At 70.8% G+C, this 20,618-nt stretch carries 20 protein-coding genes; 9 read left to right on the top strand and 11 right to left on the bottom strand.

All coding sequences use genetic code 11. The annotated features are described in order from the left end of the window. The first annotated feature begins 16 nt into the window (after window positions 1-16). Window positions 17-1,174 carry a DUF4232 domain-containing protein gene (locus HF576_RS04705; protein WP_168911578.1) on the top strand — a complete coding sequence of 386 codons (1,158 nt, stop codon included), beginning with the start codon at window positions 17-19 and terminating at the stop codon, window positions 1,172-1,174. 53 nt (window positions 1,175-1,227) lie between these two features. Here HF576_RS04705 and HF576_RS04700 read toward each other — a convergent pair whose 3' ends face one another. Then, window positions 1,228-1,713 carry an Rrf2 family transcriptional regulator gene (locus HF576_RS04700; RefSeq protein WP_168911577.1) on the bottom strand — a complete coding sequence of 162 codons (486 nt, stop codon included), beginning with the start codon at window positions 1,711-1,713 and terminating at the stop codon, window positions 1,228-1,230. A 59-nt stretch (window positions 1,714-1,772) separates the two neighbouring features. Here HF576_RS04700 and HF576_RS04695 point away from each other — a divergent pair, with 59 nt between their 5' ends. Further along, window positions 1,773-2,516: an SDR family oxidoreductase gene (locus tag HF576_RS04695; RefSeq protein ID WP_168911576.1), complete on the top strand. Its 744-nt coding sequence runs from the start codon at window positions 1,773-1,775 to the stop codon at window positions 2,514-2,516. Window positions 2,517-2,541: 25 nt separating this feature from the next. Here the strand turns inward: HF576_RS04695 and HF576_RS04690 are convergent, their stop codons facing one another. Next, window positions 2,542-3,471 carry an aggregation-promoting factor C-terminal-like domain-containing protein gene (locus tag HF576_RS04690; RefSeq protein ID WP_168911575.1) on the bottom strand — a complete coding sequence of 310 codons (930 nt, stop codon included), beginning with the start codon at window positions 3,469-3,471 and terminating at the stop codon, window positions 2,542-2,544. Between the two features lie 182 nt (window positions 3,472-3,653). Further along, the gene (pgi, locus tag HF576_RS04685) at window positions 3,654-5,336 is read right to left on the bottom strand and encodes a glucose-6-phosphate isomerase (protein ID WP_168911574.1); all 1,683 of its coding nucleotides are present in this window, start codon (window positions 5,334-5,336) and stop codon (window positions 3,654-3,656) included. A gap of 271 nt (window positions 5,337-5,607) precedes the next feature. On the opposite strand from pgi, the gene HF576_RS04680 reads away from it, so the two are divergent. Continuing rightward, entirely contained in the window at window positions 5,608-5,970 is a 363-nt protein-coding gene (locus HF576_RS04680) for an HNH endonuclease (protein ID WP_168911573.1), read from the top strand. Here HF576_RS04680 and HF576_RS04675 read toward each other — a convergent pair whose 3' ends face one another. Next, on the bottom strand, window positions 5,971-6,819 hold the full coding sequence (locus HF576_RS04675; protein WP_168911572.1) for an esterase/lipase family protein: 849 nt from the start codon (window positions 6,817-6,819) through the stop codon (window positions 5,971-5,973). It lies immediately after the preceding gene. Between the two features lie 25 nt (window positions 6,820-6,844). Next, on the bottom strand, window positions 6,845-7,516 hold the full coding sequence (locus tag HF576_RS04670) for a TetR/AcrR family transcriptional regulator (protein ID WP_240948632.1): 672 nt from the start codon (window positions 7,514-7,516) through the stop codon (window positions 6,845-6,847). Between the two features lie 121 nt (window positions 7,517-7,637). On the opposite strand from HF576_RS04670, the gene HF576_RS04665 reads away from it, so the two are divergent. Further along, complete coding sequence (locus HF576_RS04665) at window positions 7,638-9,146, top strand: MFS transporter (RefSeq protein ID WP_168911570.1); 1,509 nt, start codon at window positions 7,638-7,640, stop codon at window positions 9,144-9,146. A gap of 27 nt (window positions 9,147-9,173) precedes the next feature. Here HF576_RS04665 and HF576_RS04660 read toward each other — a convergent pair whose 3' ends face one another. Then, window positions 9,174-10,226: a GlxA family transcriptional regulator gene (locus tag HF576_RS04660; protein WP_205834722.1), complete on the bottom strand. Its 1,053-nt coding sequence runs from the start codon at window positions 10,224-10,226 to the stop codon at window positions 9,174-9,176. A gap of 127 nt (window positions 10,227-10,353) precedes the next feature. Here HF576_RS04660 and HF576_RS04655 point away from each other — a divergent pair, with 127 nt between their 5' ends. Continuing rightward, window positions 10,354-11,421 (top strand): class I SAM-dependent methyltransferase, encoded by a 1,068-nt coding sequence (locus HF576_RS04655; RefSeq protein ID WP_168911568.1) that lies wholly within the window; start codon window positions 10,354-10,356, stop codon window positions 11,419-11,421. Between the two features lie 181 nt (window positions 11,422-11,602). On the opposite strand, the gene HF576_RS04650 is transcribed toward HF576_RS04655, so the two are convergent. Next, entirely contained in the window at window positions 11,603-13,333 is a 1,731-nt protein-coding gene (locus HF576_RS04650) for an amidase (protein WP_168911567.1), read from the bottom strand. Further along, window positions 13,330-14,364: an agmatine deiminase family protein gene (locus HF576_RS04645; protein WP_168911566.1), complete on the bottom strand. Its 1,035-nt coding sequence runs from the start codon at window positions 14,362-14,364 to the stop codon at window positions 13,330-13,332. The genes HF576_RS04650 and HF576_RS04645 overlap by 4 nt, the downstream gene beginning before the upstream one ends. An 88-nt stretch (window positions 14,365-14,452) precedes the next feature. On the opposite strand from HF576_RS04645, the gene HF576_RS04640 reads away from it, so the two are divergent. The 4 genes from HF576_RS04640 (at window position 14,453) to HF576_RS04625 (ending at window position 17,049) form a co-directional block, all read left to right on the top strand. Then, the gene (locus HF576_RS04640) at window positions 14,453-15,097 is read left to right on the top strand and encodes a TetR/AcrR family transcriptional regulator (RefSeq protein ID WP_168911565.1); all 645 of its coding nucleotides are present in this window, start codon (window positions 14,453-14,455) and stop codon (window positions 15,095-15,097) included. A gap of 28 nt (window positions 15,098-15,125) precedes the next feature. Further along, window positions 15,126-15,839: a peptidoglycan DD-metalloendopeptidase family protein gene (locus HF576_RS04635; protein WP_168911564.1), complete on the top strand. Its 714-nt coding sequence runs from the start codon at window positions 15,126-15,128 to the stop codon at window positions 15,837-15,839. Window positions 15,840-15,938: 99 nt separating this feature from the next. Beyond that, window positions 15,939-16,130 carry a hypothetical protein gene (locus tag HF576_RS04630; protein WP_168911563.1) on the top strand — a complete coding sequence of 64 codons (192 nt, stop codon included), beginning with the start codon at window positions 15,939-15,941 and terminating at the stop codon, window positions 16,128-16,130. 85 nt (window positions 16,131-16,215) lie between these two features. Beyond that, window positions 16,216-17,049, top strand: a complete 834-nt coding sequence (locus HF576_RS04625; RefSeq protein ID WP_168911562.1) for an aldo/keto reductase — start codon at window positions 16,216-16,218, stop codon at window positions 17,047-17,049. Between the two features lie 31 nt (window positions 17,050-17,080). Here HF576_RS04625 and HF576_RS04620 read toward each other — a convergent pair whose 3' ends face one another. From HF576_RS04620 to HF576_RS04610, 3 genes are all read right to left on the bottom strand, one after another. Next, window positions 17,081-18,844, bottom strand: a complete 1,764-nt coding sequence (locus tag HF576_RS04620; RefSeq protein ID WP_168911561.1) for a glycoside hydrolase family 35 protein — start codon at window positions 18,842-18,844, stop codon at window positions 17,081-17,083. A 104-nt stretch (window positions 18,845-18,948) separates the two neighbouring features. Continuing rightward, window positions 18,949-19,695, bottom strand: a complete 747-nt coding sequence (locus HF576_RS04615) for an NAD-dependent epimerase/dehydratase family protein (RefSeq protein WP_168911560.1) — start codon at window positions 19,693-19,695, stop codon at window positions 18,949-18,951. Between the two features lie 65 nt (window positions 19,696-19,760). After that, window positions 19,761-20,534 (bottom strand): SDR family oxidoreductase, encoded by a 774-nt coding sequence (locus HF576_RS04610; RefSeq protein ID WP_168911559.1) that lies wholly within the window; start codon window positions 20,532-20,534, stop codon window positions 19,761-19,763. Window positions 20,535-20,618: the final 84 nt, after the last annotated feature.

Raw genomic sequence — 20,618 nt, 5'->3', positions numbered from 1 at the left:
GGCCAGGATGGACTCGATGAATGAACCCTCCGGCCGGCGTCGGGCCCTCTCGAGTGTCGTGGCCGGAGCGCTCTGGCTGGTCGTGGCCGGAGTCGCGTGGGCGTTGCGGCAGCTCCCCGGGGGTCTGCCGCAGCTGGCGAGCCTGGTTCCCGACATCCTCCCGCCCACCGTCTGGACGTGGCCGGCCGCATGGCCCGCGGTGCTGGCGGTGTTGAGCGGCGCCGCGATCGTCGTCTGCCATGCGCTGTTCGCTTCGCTTGCAGGGCGCGGGGCTGCAGCACCCGGCGTCATCAGCCCGTGGTTCGCCGCCGTCGCCGCCGGAGCGATCGTCGGGCTCGCGCTCGACATCGCGGTCGCCTGGAGTTCGCTCTCGATGTTCGGTCCGCGCGGCCTCCTCGGCGGCGACTTCGGCGCGGCGGCCGCCTCGGGTGCGCTGTGGGGAGTGGCGGCGGGATGGATGCCGGGACTCATCGTCGCGCGCGGAACAGCGCGCGGCGCGGCCGCGGCCGGCCCGCCCGAGCGGCGCCCCTGGGTCTGGGCGGCCGCCGCGGCGTCCGTCGTCGTGGTGCTCATCGCAGGCATCGCGGGTGATGACGCCCGGCGCCTCGACATCGAGGCGCAGGTCGAAGCTGCCCGGCAGGCGCAGGCCGAGACCAGCTTCGGCGCACCGCCCGACCCGAACGCGGAAGGGGTTCCGGTGCCGGCTGAAGCCGAGGCATCCGTTCCCGATGATCCGCAATGGTGCACGGCCGAGCGCGCGACGCTCCTGCTCGGGGGCAGCGATGCCGCCACCGGCCACCGAGGCCAGGCGGTGCAGCTGATGAACTTCTCGGAGGAGCCGTGCGTCATCGAAGGGTATCCAGACGTCGCATTCGGCGACCAGAACAACCATCTGCTCGACGTCACGATCGAACACGGCGGGTCGTTCATGACGCAGGACTTCGGGGCGCAGCGCATCGAAGTGCCGGCGGGCGGCTATGCCGTCGCGTACCTCGGATGGGACGCGGCGTCCACGCACGGCGCGCTCATCACGGCTTCTCTGCACGCCGCGGCAGTCCCCGGAATGACGCGCGGTTCGTGGCCGGTCGAACTCGACATCGTCGAGGGGTCCACCGTGGCGGTCACGGCGTGGCAGCCCGATGACGGAGCTGCGCTCGGGGGCAGCGGGCAGTAGCGCCTCGGGCTCATGCCTCGGCCGCGCGCCGGCGTGGCATGCGCCGCGGTCCCTCAGCGACGCGGCAGCGGATCCTCGATGAGCAGGCGGCGGTTCTTGGCGACGACGTCGGAGGAGAGCCCCGCGATGACCCCACCGAGCGTCACGTCGCGCAGCGACTGCAGCCACGCCTCGTGGGCGCGATGCATCGCCACCGCCAGAGCGCACGGTCGCGTGCAGTCCTCGGGCCGCGCGCTTCCGCGCCCCTGCTGTCGCAGCTCGCGGCACACGTAGGGGTCCGAGACGCCGTCGACGGCCGCCACGACGTCGAGGAGCGTGATCTGCGACGCCGGCCGCGCCAGGCGGAAACCTCCGCGCGGTCCCGTGCTGCCCGTGAGGATCCCGCCACGCACCAGCTTCGCGAGCTGCTTGGAGAGGTACGGGTTGGGCACTCCGAAGTGCTCAGCCAGCTGCGCGCCCGAGATCGTCGAGTCCGCGGGAAGCTGTGCGAGCACCGCGGCGGTGTGCAGTGCCCATTCCGTGGTCTCGGGAAGCTTCACTTGTCCAGAGTAACCGTCATGGCTATTGTGGACACGAAATATCCACAATAGGAGATCTCATGCGCAGTGCGGTGGCGGGCGGTACCGGTCGGATCGGAGCGCTAGTCGTGGAGCGGCTTCGGGCTCGTGGACACGACGTGGTCTCGCTCAGTCGCGGGCAGCGCGTCGATCTCGTGACGGGGGAGGGCCTGGACGGCGCACTCGCCGGAGTCGACGTCGTCATCGACGTCAGCAATCCGCCCGTGGCCGATGTCGCGACCGCGGAGCGGGTGTTCGCCGCCGTCAGCGAGAACCTGCTCGCCACCGGAGCGAAGGCGGGCGTGGGCCACCACGTCGCGCTGTCGATCGCGGGTGCCAGCAGGGTGCTCGGCAACCCGCATTATTTCGGCAAGCGCGTTCAGGAGCGGGTCGTGGCCGCCGGTCCGGTGCCGTACACGATCGTTCCGGCGACGCAGTTCCACGACTTCCCCGCGATGATCGCCGACTGGAGCACCGTCGACGGCGTCTCGCACGTGCCGCCCCTTCTGCTGCAGCCCATCGCGCCCGAAGACATCGCCGATGTCTTGGTGGAACTCGCCGAGGGCGAGCCGCAGGGGCGCTATGCCGACGTCGCGGGACCTGTGACCGAGGATGCCGTCGACATGGCGCGGCGCACGCGCGCGGCCCGGCGAGACACCCGGCCGATTCGAGCGAGCTGGCAGGGCTCGGCACTCGGCGTCGAGTTCGCCGGAGAAGTCCTGCTGCCGGGCGACGGCGCGCGGATCGCGCCGACGACGTTCGACGACTGGCTCGCCGCGCTCTGACCGGGACCGCGCCGCCGCCGCCGCGTCAGTACCAGTTGGTGGCCTGCGAGTGCCCCCAGGCTGCGCACGGCGTGCCGTACGCGCGTGAGATGTAGTCAAGGCCCCACGCGATCTGCGTCGCAGCGTTGGTCTGCCAGTCGGCTCCGGCCGTGGCCATCTTGCTGCCGGGAAGGGACTGCGGGATGCCGGTGGCGCCGCTGGAGTCGTTATAGGCCTGGTAGTTCCAGTTCGATTCCTTCTGCCACAGCGAGTTGAGGCACGAGAACTGGTCGCCGCCCCAGCCGTAGCGTTCGGCCGCCATCGCCTGAGCCGTCGCGCGCGCACCCTCGGGAGTGTTCGCCGCGGCCAAGGCGGCTGCCGCCGCTTCGGCCTGCCGCTGCGCCTCGGCCGCCGCTGCGGCGGCCGCCGCAGCAGCCTCCTCGGCAGCCTCTTCGGCGGCGCGCTGGGTCCGTGCCGCTTCCAGCCGCTCGCGCAGTTCGGACACGCGAGCGGCGACAGTGCGCGTCTGGACGGCGACCTCGCCGGCTGCGTCGGGGAGCAGGAGGAGCGGAACAATGTCGAGGCCGGCCAGCCCGGCGATCGCCGCGCGCAGGCGAGTGGTGTCGATCGCGGTGGGCTCGGCGCCCAGATCCAGGCCCGAGCCGACGATCTCGGCGTCGACGGCGTCGGCGTCGGCCAGCGCGAGTCTCGCCGATTCCAGGGTGGCATCCGCGTCGGTGGCGATGTCGCGGAGGGACTCGGTGGCGGGCAGCACGCTCGCGGCGGCGGCGACGGCTGCCGACGAGGCCGCCAGCGGCGAGGCGGCCGCGGCGGCGACGGAGGGGGGAGCCAGCACGAGGCCTGCGGCGGCAAGGATCCCGGCGGCGGCGCCGACGGCGATCACGGGCAGAGCGGACCGGCGGCGGCGGGTGCGGAGCGTGCGGCGGGTAGGAGTGGACGAGGGGTCTGAGAGCATGACGAACGTACGATCCTTCGGGTGTTCCGCGCGGGCATGGCCGTGCGGGGCGCCCTCGGGTCGGACGCACAAGTCCCCGAGTCTGCGCCGCCGGTCTGGACGAGTCCTCCGCTTTTGCTGGGCGAACCGTGTACGCGGCCGGTCGTGGGGGCGGATGCCGGGACCCCGGCATCCGAAATCCGTCAGCTCTTGCGGTGCGCCGCGTAGTACGCCAGGAGCGCGCGCGTCGAGGCATCCTGCGCTGCCAGCGCCTGCTCGTCGCCCTCCAGAGCCGGGGCGATCTGCAGTGCGAGCTGCTTGCCGAGTTCGACGCCCCACTGGTCGAACGAGTTGACGCCCCACACCACACCCTGCGTGAAGGTGATGTGCTCGTACAGCGCGATGAGCTGGCCGAGCACCGCGGGGGTGAGCGCCGGCGCGAAGATCGACGTCGTCGGCTTGTTGCCGGCGAACGTGCGTGCGGCGACCAGGGCACCGGTCGTGCCCTCGGCCTCGACCTCCTCCGCGGTCTTGCCGAACGCGAGAGCCTTGGTCTGCGCGAGGAAGTTCGACAGGAACAGTCCGTGCACATCGCGGCCATCGTCGGCCAGCGGGTACGCCGGGTTGGCGAACGCGATGAAGTCCGCCGGGATGAGGCGCGTGCCCTGGTGGATGAGCTGATAGAACGCGTGCTGACCGTTCGTGCCGGGCTCGCCCCAGAACACCTCGCCGGTGTCGGTCGTGACGGGGCTGCCGTCCCAGCGCACCGACTTGCCGTTGGACTCCATCGTCAGCTGCTGCAGGTAGGCGGCGAAACGGCTCAGCTGCTGCGCGTAGGGGAGTACGGCGTGCGACTGCGCCCCGAGGAAGTTCGAGTACCAGACGTTGAGCAGGCCCATGAGCACCGGCACGTTGCGCTCGAGCGGCGTCGTGCGCACGTGCTCGTCGACGGCGTGGAACCCCGCGAGCAGCTCACGGAACACGTCGGGTCCGAGCTCGATCATGAGCGACAGGCCGATCGCCGAGTCGACCGAGTACCTTCCGCCGACCCAGTCCCAGAAGCCGAAGGCGTTGTCGGTGTCGATGCCGAAGGCCGCGACCTTGTCGAGAGCGGTCGAGACGGCCACGAAGTGGTGGGCGACGGCATCCGTCTTCTTCTCATCGCTGCCGTCGATGGCACCGGTGGCCGCCAGACCCGACCACAGCCAGTCGCGGGCGAGCCGGGCGTTGGTCAGGGTCTCGAGGGTGGTGAACGTCTTCGAGGCGACGATGAAGAGGGTCGTCTCGGGATCGAGCCCCTTGGTCTTCTGTGCGAGATCGGTGGGGTCGATGTTCGACACGAACCGGGCCTCGATGCCGGCGGTCGCGTACGGCTCGAGCGCGGCCGAGACCATGACGGGGCCGAGGTCCGAGCCGCCGATGCCGATGTTGACGATGTGCGTGACCTTCTTGCCGGTCACGCCGGTCCACTCGCCGCTGCGCACGCGGTCGGCGAAAGCGGCCATCGCGTCGAGCACCGAGTGCACGTCCGCGTCGATGTCCTGCCCGTCGACGACGAGGGCGGGGGATGCCCCGGCCGGGCGACGCAGCGCCGTATGCAGCACGGCGCGGTCCTCGGTGGTGTTGATGTGCTCGCCGGCGAGCATCGCGGCATAGCGCTCCGCCACGCCGGTCTGCTCCGCGAGGCGCACCAGCGCGGCGAGGATCTCGTCGGTCACGAGGTTCTTGGACAGATCCACATGGAGGTCGGCGAGGTCGAGCATCCAGCGCTCGGCGCGCTCCGGATCGGCGGCGAACCAGCCCCGCAGATCGGGCGAGAACGAGTCGCGGATGCTGCTGAGCTCAGCCCAGGCGGAAGTGGCGGTGGCATCGACGGGCGCAGTCACGTCCCTTACGGTACCCGGAGCAGGGCGCGCGCTGGTTTCACGATGCTCACGGCGGGGGTGCGCTCGCTGTGAGGGGGCCGGCCCGAGCCGCGGTCTCGGCCGGTGTCACAGAACCGGTGACGTCGAGCGGGCGTGCCGGCGCGTGCGGTGACACCGTCCCCGCCGGTGTCACAGAAGACGTGACCATCCGCGACCGGAGCCGCCGACTCCGTGACACGGGATCCCGCGCGGCATCGCGAGTCGTGCCGCCCAGGTCGCCTAGGGTGAGCCCATGGCCGTGAGTCAGACCCGTCGCGCGCGCGCCTCGCGCCGTCGTGCGCGCCGCGTCGCGGCGGCCGACAACGACCTCACGCTCGACGAGTGGGTGGCCATCGTCGAGGCATGGGGATCGTGCGCGTACTGCGGGCTCGCCGACGGCCCGTTCCAAAAGGACTGCGTGCTGCCGATCTCTCGTGGCGGGCGCTACACGTTCGAGAACGTCGTCCCGGCGTGCCGCTCGTGCAATGCGAGCAAGAGCAACGACGAGGTCACCGGGTGGCTGCGGCGCAAGCGCCTCGATGAGCGGGCGTTCCTGCTGCGCCACGTCGAGATCCTCGCCGCGTGGCGCGGTTCCACGCGTACGCCCGCGCCCTGATCACGGTGCGATGCCTCGGGGGCGTGCGAGCAGCGCGATGCCGTCGAGCACGGCGCGGTGGGTCGCCGGCGAAGCCAATACCCGGAAGTGGCCACGGCCGGTCACGGCGATGTTGGTCGCTCCGTCCAGTGCGCTTCCCTCCGGGATGTGCGGATCGTACGGCCCGAACACCGACACGATCCGGCCGTTGATCGACGTCTCGCGCCCGAGCATCACGATCGTCTCGTCGTCGGGCAGGAACGCGCGGATGCTCGGGTCGGCGAACAGCAGCCGGGCGCGGCGCGCGCCGCCGAAGGGCGTCGCGACGGCGACGAGTCCGAGCAGCCCGAGGGCGGCGCCTCCGGCCGGCGGCGTCGCGGTGGCCGCGGCATTCGCGGGGTCGCCGCCCGCGGCCGCTTCGGCCGCGGCGTCCATCGCCGCCCCCGACCGCACGAGCACGTGCTTGCCGATGAGTCCGCCCTTGCTGTGCGCCACGAGCACGCGTCCCGCGGCGGGCGGCGGTGATTCGGCGAGCACGCGCGTGAGCCGCTCGGCCGTCTCGGGAATGCTGCGCCGATTCACGCCGAGTCCGTGCACGACCCGTACGCGGTACCCCGCGGCGGCCAGCGCATCGCCGAGAGGTCGCAGGAAGGTCCAGTGCTCGTACACACCGGGGAGGAGGTACAGCTCGGGAAGCGCGGCGTCCCCGCGCCGCCATGCCTCGGGCGTCGGCCGCCGGCGCCCGACCGCCCATGGCAGCGACAGCACGGCGAGCTGTCGTCGCAGGGCGTAGGCGTAGTCGGCTGCCCACCACAGCGCCCGGCGCACCGGGCCGTCACGGTCGCCGGCGTCCGGCGGTGCGGGGGTCATGCGCGCAGTCTAGGAGGCGCCGGCGTCACGTGGCCGAAGAATCCGCCGCCTGCGGTGCGGTCACCGGAGCCGCTGTCGTGCCGCGCACGCCGGTGATGGCAGACTCCACGACGGCGGCGGCAAGCGCGTCGATGACAGGCGACGGCTGCCACTGCACCGGACCGTGGACGGCGATCTCGGCGAACCCGTGCACCGCCGACCAGCACGCCCACTCCGCGTATGGGCGACGGCCGGGATCGAGGGCTCCGGCATCCACCATCTCGTCGAGAGTGTCCAGCAGCAGCTGGAACGGTGCGACGACCGCATCGCCCAGCGTGACGATGCCGTCGTTGGGCTCGGTGTCCTGGGTCGCGAACGCCACCTCGAACCAGCCGCGTTCGGCGCGCGCGAAGTCGATGTAGGCCAGGCCCACGCGGCGGAGCCGTTCGACGGATGCCTCGGCCTCAGGCAGCTCGGACGGCGTGGCTGCCACGCGCTCGACGATGGCCGTGGCGAGGGCCAGCTGGGCCTCGGCCGCGACCGCGCGGACCAGATCCTCGCGGTCGGCGAAGTGGCGGTATGCGGCGTTCGGCGAGACGCCCACGGCGCGGGTCACCTCGCGCAGCGTCACAGCGCCCGGACCGCCGGTTCGGGCGAGCTGCAGCCCTTCGTCGATGAGGGCACGTCGGAGGTCCCCGTGATGATAGGTGCGCACCATAGGAGTCATTGCGCCGTCCCGCTCAAGTGTGTACGGTGTGAACATCGAATGTGCACGGTGTCCACATTCACCGTACCCCTCCCGCTTCCGGTTACCGAATCTCACACGCCCGAGGAACCTCATGAGTCAGTCCACGCCCGAGTCGCCGGCGTCTGCCGAACCCCTGCAGCCGGCACCCGGACCGGGAACCCTCCGCGCCTTCTATCAGGTGCTCGTCAACACCGCGGTGGCCAACGTCACATCGAGCTACCTCTGGTGGGCGCTGACGTTCTGGGCCTACCTCGAGACGAGGTCGGTGCTCGCGACGGCGATCATCGGCGGCTCGTACATGCTGCTGGTCGCGCTCCTGGGTGTGGTGTTCGGCGCGATCGTCGACCACATGAAGAAGAAGGCGGTCATGGTGCTCTCCAGCGTCGTGACGCTGTCGACGTACCTGCTGGCCGGAGCTCTGTACCTGTCGTTCCCCGAGAGCGTGCTCGTGAACTGGGGCGGGCCGTGGTTCTGGGTGTTCGCGGGCGTGATCCTCATCGGCGGGGTCGTCGAGAACATGCGCAACATCGCGCTGTCCACGACGGTGACGCTGCTGGTGCCCGGGGATCGCCGCGACAAGGCGAACGGCCTCGTCGGCACGGTGCACGGCATCGCCTTCATGGTGACCAGCGTCTTCTCCGGCCTGTCGGTCGGCCTGCTCGGAATGGGCTGGACCGTCGTGATCGCGATCGTCGCGACCGCCATCGCCCTCCTCCACCTGCTCTTCGTGCCGATCCCGGAGCGAGGCGTCGCCCACGTCGAGGGCGAGGCGCCCAAGGGCTTCGGCTTCCGCGAGGTGATTCCCGCAGTCATGATCGTGCCGGGGCTGCTCGCGCTGATCCTCTTCTCGACCTTCAACAATCTCGTCGGCGGCGTCTTCATGGCGCTCATGGACCCGTACGGGCTGACGCTCTTCTCGGTGGAGATGTGGGGCATCATCCTGGGCATCACCAGCTTCGGGTTCATCATCGGCGGCGGTCTGGTCGCGAAGTTCGGCCTCGGCAAGAACCCGGTGCGGACGATGCTGCTCGTGAACATCGGCATCGCGCTGCTGGGCATGACGTTCGCCATCCGCGAGGTGTGGTGGCTCTACGCGGTCGGGATCCTCGTCTTCATGTGCCTGATGCCGATCGCCGAGGCATCCGAGCAGACCATCGTGCAGCGCGTCGTGCCTTACGAGAAGCAGGGCCGTGTGTTCGGGTTCGCGGCGAGCGTCGAGTCGGCGGCGGCGCCGGTGTCGGCCTTCCTGGTCGGGCCTCTCGCGCAGTTCTGGCTCATCCCGTACATGGACTCGCAGGCCGGGCAGGACTCGCTCGGCTGGCTGCTCGGCGAGGGTGAAGCGCGGGGCATCGCCCTGGCGTTCGTCGGCGCGAGCCTGGTGCTGCTGGTGGTCGTGCTGCTCGCATTCGCCTCGAAGCCGTACCGTGAGCTCTCCGACGCGTACGCCGCCGCCCCTCCCTCGCTCCACACGGACGCGGATCCGGATGCTGTCGCCGCTGCCCCCGGCGACGGCGAGGCCGTCGACGCCGAGCCGGCGGAGGATCGCGTCACCGATGCTGTCGGCGACGCCGGAGATCACCTGCGCTCGAGCATGCGTTGAGTTGAGCTCACGGACCGCGGAGCACGCTCAGCGGCGGGGTGAGCTCCGAGAGAGATCCGGGTTCGGAGCGGACGCAGGCGTGGTGATGATCGGGACCCGAAAGCGCTTGCGGTACGCCGCCGGGCTCAGACCGGTGATGCGTCTGAACAGCCGCCGGAAGAAGGCGGAATCCTCATAGCCGACATGCCACCCGATCGCCTCGACCGAGTCCTCGGATCGTTCGAGACGACGCTTGGCTTCCTCGACGCGCAGCCTCTGTACGTACGCGAGAGGGCTCACACCGGTTGCTTCGGTGAAGCGGCGCTTGAACGTCCGCTCCGCGAGGCCCGAGCGCACCACCATCTGCTCGACAGGCGTCGCAAGAGAGAAGTGTGTGCGCAGCCACTCCTGGGAATCGGCGACGACCGCGTCACCGTGATCGCTGCGCCCCTCGAACACCATGTACGGCGCGAGCCCGTCCTGGTGCCACTGGAGCGCGAAAACGCGTGCGGTCTCCTGGGCGAGGACGGCACCGGCGAACCGCCCGGTCAGGTAGAGCACCAGGTCGTGCCACGTCGTCGAGGCCCCCGATGTCACGAGTTCGTCGCGTGACCCTGCCACCATGAGAGCTCGCTCCGGGTGCACCCGCACGCCGGGGTGGGCGGCGCGCAGCTGCGGAGCGTAGTCGTAGTGCACGGTGACGTCGCGGCCGTCGAACCGGCCGGTCTCGGCGAGGAGGAAGATCCCGGAGCACGCTGAGCACAGCAGCGCGCCCTGCTCGTGCATACGCGATGCCCAGGCGACGATGTCCGGGTAGCGGCCGGTCTCCCAGCCGTGGGGCCCGAGCACGATCGACGGAACGATCACGATGTCGGTCGCGGCCACGTCGCGGATGCTCCGCTCGACCGGCACCGGCACCCCGCTCACTCCCGGCAGCGGACCGGCTTCAGCTCCCACGATGCCGGCTCGAAACGGCGGGGCCGCGGACGGGTCGCCGATCCCCATGAGCCGGAACGAGTTCAGGACGTCGAGGACGCCGAACATCGTCGCAACCCCGGTGTCGGGGAGAGCGACGACACTCACGTCGAGGGTTCGGGTCATGGGCATGATGCTCGAGCACATCGTGGCACGAATGGACCGAACAAGGGTACGGATGCCACTGAACACGGGCCCGCGGCATCCGGAGCATGGAATCACACCGTCGATCGAATAAGAAAGGACCGACGAGATGACGACGAAAACCGTCGATGAAACCGCCCTGAATGCTTTCCTTCTCAAGGCCGTGGACGACCTCGGCGCCGGATACCTCGGCGTCATGGTGAGCCTGGGCGCACGCTTGGGGCTCTATCAGGCGCTCGCTGAAGCCGGACCCCTGACGTCGCAAGAGCTGGCGGATCGTGCCGACTGCTCAGAACGCTATGTGCGAGACTGGGCCGCTTCGCAGGCGGCAGCGGGCTACGTCGCCTACGACCCGGCCGCTCGCACGTTCTCGCTCAGTCCTGAGCAGGCGATGGTGCTGGCCGACGAGGACAGTCCCGTCTACCTCCCTGCGGCGTGGAACACGCCCGCCGCGATGTGGAGCGACGAGGCGAAGGCGCTGCATGCGTTCCGCACCGGCGCGGGGATCGCGTGGGGCGACCACGACCCCCGGCTGGCTCACGGGACGGCGGCGTTCTACCGCAACGGCTACCGGGCGAACCTCGTCTCGCAGTGGCTGCCGGCACTGGAGGGCGTGGTCGAGCGACTGGAACGGGGCACCTCCGTCGCGGATGTCGGAGTGGGGCATGGCCACACCACGGTGCTGATGGCGCAGGCGTTCCCGAACTCGCGCTTCTTCGGATACGACACTCACGCGCCGTCGATCTCGGAGTCCCGTCGCAACGCGCGGGAGGCTGGCGTGGAAGCGCGGACGATCTTCGAGCAGGTGAGCGCCACGGAGTACCAGGCGCTCGAATTCGGGTTGATCACGTTCTTCGACGCGCTGCATGACATGGGCGATCCGGTCGGCGCGCTGCGTCACGCGGAATCCGCGCTCGCGCCCGACGGGACGCTTCTGCTCGTGGAGCCGAACGCCGCCGATCGGCTCGAAGACAACCTCAACATCGTCGGGCAGACGTATTACGCAGCGTCGAGCATGATCTGCACCGCGCATGCGATCGCGGACGGCGGCGAGCTGGTCCTGGGAGCCCAGGCCGGCCCGGAGCGCCTCACGGCGGTTCTCGGTCAGGCCGGCTTCTCGCGGGTGCGCGTGGTCGCTGAGACCCCGTTCAACCTGATCATCGAGGCCCGGCGCTGAGACCTCGGCACAACCGGAACAATGCGCAGACCGACGCGGCGGCCCCACTCCCGGGGTCGCCGCGCTGCACCTTCTTGCGGGCGCGACGTCGTGCGTCGCCGCGTACGTCGGAGACTGCCGCGGGGCCGCCGGGTTCGGCGTGCGGGCTGCGGCTTGCCGGGCTCAGCCGCGCACGCCGGGCTCAGCCGAGCTCGGGGGTGCGCGGGGGAATCGCGCGACGCGGGCGCAGCGCCTCGAACGCGGCCGCCCAGCCCAGCAGGTCCGGGTCGGCGTACGCGGGTCCGGCGAAGGTCAGGCCCACCGGCATCCCGATGTCGGCCATCGCGCCCATCGGCACCGTGACCGTGGGAATGCCGAGGTGGCGGATCGCGAGGTTGCCGTTGGCGACCCAGACTCCGTTGCGCCACGCCACCGCGGCCGAGGCCTCATTCACGTCGGCATCCGCCGGTCCGACGTCGGCGACGGCGGGGAAGAGCACCGCATCGAGGCCGTGCCGCGACATCCAGTCCTCCAGATCGATCCGGCGCGTCTCCTCGAGCCCGCGGACTCCTGCCCCGAGCTCGGGGATGTCGGCGAACGACGCGTACGGGTGCTCCCGCACCTGCGCGGGATAGGTCGCGATGTCGTCCTCGAACCCCGTGTACCGGTCGGGGAGAGCGCCCTGCGGATGCGGGAAGATCGCAGCGCCGTCGACGAAATCCAGCCGATCCAGCGCGGGGTCCCCGTTGGCGCGGAGGAAGTCGTCCCACGCCCAGGCGGACAGGTCCACGATCTCGCGGCGGAGGAACTCGGGACTCACGAGTCCCCGGGTCGCGATCGTCGGCGCGCCGGGCCGGTCGCCCTCGTAGTTGGTGACGACCGGGAAGTCGACCTCCACCACCTCGGCCCCCGCAGCCTCCAGATCGCGCCGCGCGGCCCGCCACAGCTCCAGGACCGACGCGCGGGTCTCGATGCGCGTTCCGGTGGGGCCGCCGATTCCGCCGTCCGGGTTCGTGCCGGCCTCGGGGTCCGCGTTGACATACATGCGCGGCACCCCGAAACGCCGTCCCGTGAGCGCGACCCGGGCTGCGTCGGCGTCGGAAGGCACGAGCGCCGGGTACGACGCCGGGCGGGTGGCCGCGGCATCCGGAATCCGCACCCACGGCTGCGCGCGCCAGAAGTCGCCGCGCGTCTCGGGATCGTCGGCGACGAGCACGTCGAGCACCTCGAGCAGATCCGCCATGGTGCGGGTGTGCGGCACCACGACGTCCATCGTGGGGACGAGCGGCCAGTTTCCACGCACCGAGATGACGCCTCGCGACGGGGTGTAGGCGCAGAGCGCGTTGTTCGACGCGGGTGCGCGCCCGCTCGACCACGTCTCTTCTCCGAGGCCGAACGCGGCGAAGGAAGCCGCGGTCGCGGTTCCCGAGCCGTTGGAGGACCCTGACCCGAACGCGGAGGTGAGGTAGTCGGCGTTGTAGGGGCTCTCGGCGCGGCCGTAGAGCCCGCGCTGCATTCCGCCGTTGGCCATCGGCGGCATGTTCGTGAGACCGACGAGGATGCAGCCCGCCTCGCGCAGCCGCTCGATCGAGAACGCGTCCCGCTGCGCGACGAGATCGGCGAAGGCCGGCGAGCCGGCGGCGACCGTGAGCCCGCGCGCCAGGAACGAATCCTTGGCCGTGTAGGGGATGCCGTCGAGTGGGCCGAGCGTGCGCCCCTCGGCGCGACGGCGGTCGGATGCCTCGGCTTCGGCCCGCGCCTCCGGGTTGCGCACGATCACCGAGTTGAGGGCGGTGGCGGTACCGGGTTCGTCGAAGGCGGCCAAGCGCGCGAGATACGCGTCGACCAGGTCGGCGGCGGTCACGGCACCGGACTCGAGCGCTGCCCGCAGCTCGGCGATCGACTTCTCCACGACCGGGAACGGGGTGGTCATCGTGCCACCGCCGGCTGCTGCTGGGTGATGCAGTGGATGCCCCCGCCGCCCGCGAAGATCTGCCGGGCGTCGAGGGTGACGGCGCGGCGGCCGGGGTACGCCGCCTCGAGGATCTCGCGCGCCCTGGCATCGGCCCGCTCCTCGCCGAACCCGCACGCGATGATCCCACCGTTCACGAGCAGGTGGTTGACGTAGCTGTAGTCCACGAATCCCTCGCGGTCGCGGAGGGCGTCGGGTGCCGGGAGGTCGATGATCTCGAAACGACGGCCGGCGGCATCCGTCTGCTGTCCGAGGAGTCCGCGCAGTGCCCGTGACACTTCGAAGTCCGGGTGGTCGGGGTTCTGCTGCGTGTGGAGCAGGACGCGGCCGGGCGTCGCGATCGTCGCGACGATGTCGACGTGTCCGTTCGTGCCGAACTCGTCGTAGTCCCGGGTGAGGCCGCGGGGGAGCCACACTGCTCTCGTCGCGCCGATCGTGCGGGCGAGCTCCGCCTCGACGCGAGCCCGATCGGCGAAGCGGTTGCGCCGCGGGTCGAGCTGCACGGTCTCGGTGAGCAGCACCGTGCCCTCGCCGTCGACATGGATGCCGCCGCCTTCGTTGACGAGCAGAGAGCTGATCAGCTCGGCGCCGGTGAGTTCGGCGGTGAAGCGGGCATGCGCGGCCGCCTTGTCCCACTGGGCCCACTCCGGAGCGCCCCACCCGTTGAAGACCCAGTCCACCGCGCCGAGCACGCCCGGTCGTTCGTCGTCGACCACGAACGTCGGACCATGATCGCGGAACCAGAACTCGTCGACCGGCGTGTGCACGATCTCGATCGCGGAGGAGAGCAGGCGCCGCGCGTCGTCCGTCCGAGAGGGGTCGACGAGCATGGTGACGGGTTCGAACTCTGCGACGGCGTTCGCGACGGCGCTCCAGGCCTCGTAGAAGCGCTCGTGCTCGGCCGGGTCGTCGCCGAGCGTCGGGCCCTCGGCGGGGAAGGCCATCCAGGTCCGCTCGTGCGGATCGCCTTCGTGCGGCATCCTCCAGGCCATCGCGCGTCCCTTCGCATCGTGTCGTCGACATCGTACCGACTTAATTGATCTGGTGATCAATAGAGAACCTATCTACACTGGCGAGACGATGTCAACCACGCAGCCCCGCTCCCGCACCCGCAAGGCTCCCGCGGAGCGGGCGGCCGAGATCCTCGGCGCGGCCAGGGCGATCGCACGTGAGAGCGGTCTGAGCGCTCTGACGCTGCGCGCCGTCGCCGACCGCGTCGGCGTCGCGTCCGGACTGATCGCCCACTACCAGCCGTCGATGGACGACCTCGTCGCGACGGTCTACACCGACCTCGTCGACGACGAGGTGCGCGACGTCGAGCTGCTGCTCGATGCGCACGAAGATCCGGCTCGGCGACTCGCCGCATTGCTGGCGACGCTGATGGACGACGGCCGCGAGGATCTCACCGTGGTCTGGGTCGAGGGCTGGGCGATGGCGCGGCGCAATCCGTCGCTCGCCGAAGCCGTGCGTAGGCAGATGCAGCGCTGGCAGGCGCTCGTCGAGGGCATCATTGCGGACGGATGTCGTCAGGGCCGCTTCACCACCAGCGACCCGGGCGCCGTGGCGTGGCAGCTCATCGGCATGATCGACGGGCTCAACGCCCAATCGCTCGCACGAGGCACCGACACCGCGCGCTTCGCCGCCCGCACCGCGCGAGCAGCCGAAGTGCTCGTGGGCGCGGCATCGGGAAGCCTCGCAGCGGAGACCACGGCGAGGCCGCGATGACCGCGGGCGGCGCCAGGATGCGGGAGCCATGAGTTCGTCGGTGACCTCTCGCGAACTCGACGCGCCGATCGTCGTGGATTTCCCGCTCCGCGGCGAGGGCTGGATGGCGGTCACGACGCCGGCCGCGCGCATCCCGAGCCACGGCGTCGACCTGCTGGGCCAGCGGTTCGCGTACGACTTCGTGAAGGTCGACGACCGGCCCGGCGTGCATGTGCACCCCGCGTCCACGTTCATCGCGTCGACGATCGGCGGCCGTACCAACGAGTGCTACGCGTGGGGGGCCGAGGTCCACGCCCCGCTCGACGGCGTCGTCGTGGCCGCGGTCGACGGCGTGCCGGAGCGTCGCTGGATCAACCCCTTCCGCGAGGCGGCGCGCCAGATCTGGAACGGGATCACCTTCCGGCCGGAGAAGATCCCCGCGATCCTCGGCAACCACGTGATCCTCAAGGCCAGAGGCCCGCGCGACGTCTTCGCGGGATTCGCGCACCTCGTGCCCGACAGTGTGGCGGTGCGCGTCGGCGACGAGATCACCGCCGGCACGGTCATCGGCCGGGTCGGCCACACCGGCAACTCGACCTCGCCGCACCTTCACTTCCAGCTCATGGACTCGGCCGACCTCATGTCGGCAGCCGGCATCGCGTGCGCTTTCGCGGGTTACGACGTGCGCGCCGGCGACGGAGCGTGGACGCGCGTCGAGCGCGGCATCCCCGGTCGCCGGGACAGGATCCGCTCGATCGACTGACGGCTACCGCGGCGGTGCCCCGCACGCAACCCCCGTGTCCGTCACACGGTCCGGTCCTACGTTCGCATGGAGGCATCATCCGAGCGAATGGAGGACCCCATGTCCAACCAGCCGATTCCCCCTTTCGTCCCGCCGGCGGGCGACGACGACGATCTCGCAGCAGACGAGAACGTCCTCGCCGACGACGACCAGCCGCTCGACCCCGATCTCGACGACGACCGGCTCGACAGCGCCGCCGCCGACGAGCGCGCGGCCACCGAGGGCACGCTCGACGCCGACGACCGCCCGTGACGGTTCGGTCGGCGAATGGGGCCGGCCGCCCGGCGCAGGGCATCACGACGCCCCGCCGGGCGGCGAACCGGGCCAGGATGGAAGTATGAGCGCGATCCCCTCCGTGACACTGAACGACGGCACCTGGTTTCCCGCACTGGGGCTCGGAACCTACAACCTGCGCGGCGAGGAGGGCATCGAGGCGATGGTCGACGCCATCGCCTCGGGCTACCGGCTGCTGGACACCGCGGTGAACTACGAGAACGAGCGCGAAGTCGGCGAGGCCGTGCGGCGCAGTGGTGTCGACCGTGACGACCTGCTCGTGACGACCAAGATCCCCGGCCGCCATCACGGCAGGCAGGAGGCGCTCGACAGCGTCAAGGGGTCGCTCGGGATGCTGGGCCTCGACCGCGTCGACCTGCACCTGATCCACTGGCCGAACCCGAGCGTAGGCCGGTACGTCGACACCTGGCGCGGGCTCATCGAGGCGCGGGACCAGGGGCTCGTCCGCTCGATCGGGGTCTCGAACTTCACCGAGGCGATGCTCACCGAGCTGATCGAAGAGACCGGCGTCGCGCCCACGGTGAACCAGGTGGAGCTGCACCCGTACTTCCCGCAGGGGCCCCTTCGCGCGTTCCACGCCCAGCACGCCATCCGCACGGAGAGCTGGAGTCCGCTGGCGCGGCGCACCGAGCTGCTGAACGAGCAGCTCCTGCAGGAGCTTGCGGCCGTACACGACGTGACCCCGACGCAGATCGTGCTGCGGTGGCACACGCAACTCGGCAGCACGCCGATCCCGAAGTCGGCCGACGCCGACCGTCAGCGCGAGAACGCCGACGTGTTCGGCTTCGAGCTCACCGAGGATCAGGTCGCGGCGATCAGCGCCCTCGAGCGAGGCCGCCTGTGGGGCGGCGACCCGAACACGCACGAGGAGATGTAGGTCAGGGCCCCAGGGGGCCTGCGCCAGCGCGTCACGATTCGGTGTGGCCGAGGTCGGGTCGCGCCACGAACTCGACTCCGGTCCGGGCAGCCTGCAGTTCGAGCACGATGATCTCGTTGCGCCCGGCGCGCACCAGGGGCGCGGGAACGTAGAGCGTGTGCTGGGGCCCCCGTGACCAGTAGCGGCCGATGTTGACGCCGTTGATCCACACCGAGCCCTTGCCCCAGCCGCGAGTGGAGAGGAACAGGTCTGCGGGCTCGTCCCGTACGAACTCGCCCACGCCGAACGCCGGGCCGGCGAGCACTTCGGTCTCGGTCGCGGCGGCGGACGCGGCATCCCGCACCGCCGACAGGTCGCTCAGATCCAGCGCCATCGCCTGCCATTGCGCCGGCGGGCGGCCGTTCAGCCGGGCGGGCCCGATCAGACCCTTGGCTTCGCCGATGCGCGGACCGTAGTTCACGCGACCCTGGTCTTCGAGGAGGATCTCGAGCGTCCCCCGGGCGCCGGCAGGGAGGGCGAGCGAGCGATCATGGTGATCCCGGGCGAGGACGCCGACCGGCGCGCCGTTGAGGCTCACGAGCGCCCGGTCGCGCACCTCGGCGAACTCCAGCACGCTCGGCCCTGCCTCATCCACCTCGGTGCGGTACAGCGCGAAGCCCTCGAAGCGGCCGAGCTCCTCCATCGTCGGGACGGCGTCGAACGACGCCCACGTTCCGAGCGACTCGACGACGTCGGCGAGCGGGACGATCGAGGTGAGGCGGGCGTCGAAGACGGGGGCATCGGATGCCTCGGCCGGCACGTCCTCGTCGGCCAGAGCGGTATAGCGGCTGAGCACTTCGCGGAACGCCCAGTACTTGGCGGTCGGGTTGCCGGCCTCGTCGAGCGGGGCGTCGTAGTCGTAGCTGGTCACGAGCGGCTGATACACGCCCTTGTCGTTCGCCCCGTTGGTGAATCCGGCGTTCGTGCCGCCGTGGAACATGTAGATGTTGACGGACGCGCCGGCACCCAGCAGATCGTCGAGATCACGTGCGGACTCCGCGACCGACGTGGTGTGGTGATGCGCGCCCCAGTGATCGAACCAGCCGTCCCAGAACTCGGAGCACATGAGCGGGCCGTCGGGCTGGTGCTGTCGCAGCGTCGCGAGACGCTCGAGCGACCGCGAGCCGAACGAGGCGGTCTTGTGCAGTCCGGGAATGCTGCCGTTGCGGAGCATGTCGGGCGTCGGCTGGTCGACGGACGTGAACGGAACGGTGAGACCGATGTCGCGATTGAGCTCGACCAGCTTCCGGAGGTAGACGGGGTCGTCGCCGTAGGCGCCGTACTCGTTCTCGATCTGCACCAGGATGACCGGGCCGCCGCGATCGACCTGGCGGGGGACGAGCACCGGCGCCAGCTGCCTCATGTACGCATCCACCGCGGCGAGGTACTGCGGCTCGTCGCGGCGCACGCCGACCGTCCCCGAGGTGAACAGCCAGGCAGGCAGTCCGCCGTTGGTCCACTCGGCGCAGATGTACGGTCCAGGGCGCACGATCGCGTGCATGCCTTCGGCGGCGACATCGTCGAGGAACCGGCCCAGGTCGAGCCCGCCGCTGAGATCGAACTCGCCCTCGCGCGGGGCGTGCGCGTTCCAGGCGACGTACGTCTCGATGGTGTTGAGACCCATCTGGCGTGCCTTGCGGATGCGGTCGCGCCACTGGTCGGGATGGACGCGGAAGTAGTGCAGCGCCCCCGACAGGATGCGGAACGGCTGCCCGTCGAGCAGGAAGTCGTCATCGCCGATGCGGAAGTCGCTCATTCGTTCTCTGTGTCCTGTCGTGCCGGTGCCATCGTGCCGAGCTCGCGCGCGGCGGAGCGAGCCTCGCGGAGCCTAGCATCGCGCGCTGCTCGCCGACGCGCGGCTCACGCGTCGGGAAGGGCGTCGAGCCATTCAGCGAACGTCTGCCGACCCAGGGTCGCTCCGGGCGCCGGGAGCAGAGCGCCGCTGCGCAGCGCGTGCCCGTACGCGCCGGGTGGGTCGACGGCCGCGATGAGGCCCCGGAACCCGATCGCGTGCGCATAGGCCCGGACGATCTCGAGGAGGTCCTCCTCTCGCGGGCCGGCCAGGTCGGCGGCTCTGCCGGCGGGCTGCCCCTCGGCAAGATCGAGCAGGTGCTCGGCGACTTCCTGCGCCGCGATCGGCTGCACGCGACCGTGCGGCGCCACGTGGACGCCGGCGCGTCCCCGGTGGAACAGTATGGCCGCATATTCGTGGAACTGCGTCGCGCGCAGCACGGTCCAGGGCGTCGGCCCGTTCGCGATCAGTCGTTCCTGCACGAGCTTGCCCGCGTAGTAGCCATCGGGCGCAGCATCCGCTCCCACGATCGTCAGGGCGAGATGGTGCGGCACGCGCGCGCGGCGTTCGGCGGCGAGGAGGCTCTTTGTCGCCCCCGCGAAGAACGACACCGACACGTCCGGCTTCGATGTGGTGACGTTCGTCACGTCGAGCACGGCGTCGACACCGTCCAGCGCCCCGGCAAGCCCGGCACCGCTCAGCAGCTCGACTCCCGTGCGCCGTGAGAGGACGACCACCTCGTGCCCCCGTGCGCGGGCGGCCGTCGTCAGATGCGCGCCGGTGAGTCCGGTGCCGCCGGCGATCGCGAACTTCACGTCGTCCTCTCGGTCGGCGTTGCGTTGACCTCCATGGTCGCTGACGGGCGCCGCCCGCGGAAGCGTCAGCCGAGGCCCTCCAGCCATCCGGCGAACGTCTCGGTGCCGAATTCCGCGCCCGGACCCGGCAACGCGAGCCCTGCCCGCATGCCCTTCATCTGGGCGCCGGGCAGGCTGACCGATGGCACCCAGCCGCGGTGTCCGATGCGGCCGGCGTAGGCCTTGACCATGTCGTCCAGGCGTTCCTCACGAGGCCCCGCGAGATCTGCCACCCGCCCGCGAGCCGTACCGGCGGCCAGCTCCGCGAGGCGAGCGCCGACCTCGCGTGCCGCGATCGGCTGCACGCGGGCTCGCGGTGCGAGATGGAACGGTCCGACCTGGCCGCGCTGGAACAGCTGTGCCGAGAACTCGTGGAACTGGGTGGCGCGCAGGATGGACCAGGGGACAGACGACGCCTCCACCACCGCTTCCTGTGCGAGCTTGCCGGCGTAGTACTCGTGGGGCATCCGATCGATGCCGACGATCGACGGCACCACGATGTGCCGGACGCCTGCCCGCGCGGCCGCGGCGACGAGGTTGCCGGTGGCGGTCTGGAAGAAGCGCGTCGCCTTGCGCGCCGACAGCGTGGTCACGTTGGATGCATCGACGACGGCATCGACCCCGGCGAGGGCGGCGTCCAGTCCGGTGCCGGTGAGGAGGTCCACGCCGGAGCTGCGACTGAGCGCGATCGCGCGGTGGCCGGCTGCGCGCACGGCTTCGACGGTGGGACGGCCCACGACGCCGGCGCCTCCGACCACGGCGATGGTGAGCGGAAGCGGCGAGTTCGGGGAATCGGTCATGTCCCCTCGACGATGGCCGAGCGCGGCGGTGCCCGTCAACTCCGTGCCCAGGAGGTGCCGCGGATGCCGCAGGCCCTCGGTTAG

Origin of the sequence: Microbacterium salsuginis, assembly GCF_012524205.1 — a bacterium.
Taxonomy (GTDB): Bacteria; Actinomycetota; Actinomycetes; order Actinomycetales; family Microbacteriaceae; genus Microbacterium; species Microbacterium salsuginis.
This window is presented reverse-complemented; position numbering and strand designations above follow the sequence as displayed.

Bases quoted from the DNA above. Each gene is read 5' to 3' on its own strand.
- HF576_RS04705 (WP_168911578.1), top strand. From the start codon at position 17: ATGAATGAACCCTCCGGCCGGCGTCGGGCCCTCTCGAGTGTCGTGGCC.
- HF576_RS04695 (WP_168911576.1), top strand. From the start codon at position 1,773: ATGCGCAGTGCGGTGGCGGGCGGTACCGGTCGGATCGGAGCGCTAGTC.
- HF576_RS04690 (WP_168911575.1), bottom strand. From the start codon at position 3,471: ATGCTCTCAGACCCCTCGTCCACTCCTACCCGCCGCACGCTCCGCACC.
- HF576_RS04680 (WP_168911573.1), top strand. From the start codon at position 5,608: ATGGCCGTGAGTCAGACCCGTCGCGCGCGCGCCTCGCGCCGTCGTGCG.
- HF576_RS04675 (WP_168911572.1), bottom strand. From the start codon at position 6,819: ATGACCCCCGCACCGCCGGACGCCGGCGACCGTGACGGCCCGGTGCGC.
- HF576_RS04670 (WP_240948632.1), bottom strand. From the start codon at position 7,516: ATGGTGCGCACCTATCATCACGGGGACCTCCGACGTGCCCTCATCGAC.
- HF576_RS04665 (WP_168911570.1), top strand. From the start codon at position 7,638: ATGAGTCAGTCCACGCCCGAGTCGCCGGCGTCTGCCGAACCCCTGCAG.
- HF576_RS04660 (WP_205834722.1), bottom strand. From the start codon at position 10,226: ATGACCCGAACCCTCGACGTGAGTGTCGTCGCTCTCCCCGACACCGGG.
- HF576_RS04655 (WP_168911568.1), top strand. From the start codon at position 10,354: ATGACGACGAAAACCGTCGATGAAACCGCCCTGAATGCTTTCCTTCTC.
- HF576_RS04650 (WP_168911567.1), bottom strand. From the start codon at position 13,333: ATGACCACCCCGTTCCCGGTCGTGGAGAAGTCGATCGCCGAGCTGCGG.
- HF576_RS04645 (WP_168911566.1), bottom strand. From the start codon at position 14,364: ATGGCCTGGAGGATGCCGCACGAAGGCGATCCGCACGAGCGGACCTGG.
- HF576_RS04640 (WP_168911565.1), top strand. From the start codon at position 14,453: ATGTCAACCACGCAGCCCCGCTCCCGCACCCGCAAGGCTCCCGCGGAG.
- HF576_RS04635 (WP_168911564.1), top strand. From the start codon at position 15,126: ATGAGTTCGTCGGTGACCTCTCGCGAACTCGACGCGCCGATCGTCGTG.
- HF576_RS04630 (WP_168911563.1), top strand. From the start codon at position 15,939: ATGTCCAACCAGCCGATTCCCCCTTTCGTCCCGCCGGCGGGCGACGAC.
- HF576_RS04625 (WP_168911562.1), top strand. From the start codon at position 16,216: ATGAGCGCGATCCCCTCCGTGACACTGAACGACGGCACCTGGTTTCCC.
- HF576_RS04620 (WP_168911561.1), bottom strand. From the start codon at position 18,844: ATGAGCGACTTCCGCATCGGCGATGACGACTTCCTGCTCGACGGGCAG.
- HF576_RS04610 (WP_168911559.1), bottom strand. From the start codon at position 20,534: ATGACCGATTCCCCGAACTCGCCGCTTCCGCTCACCATCGCCGTGGTC.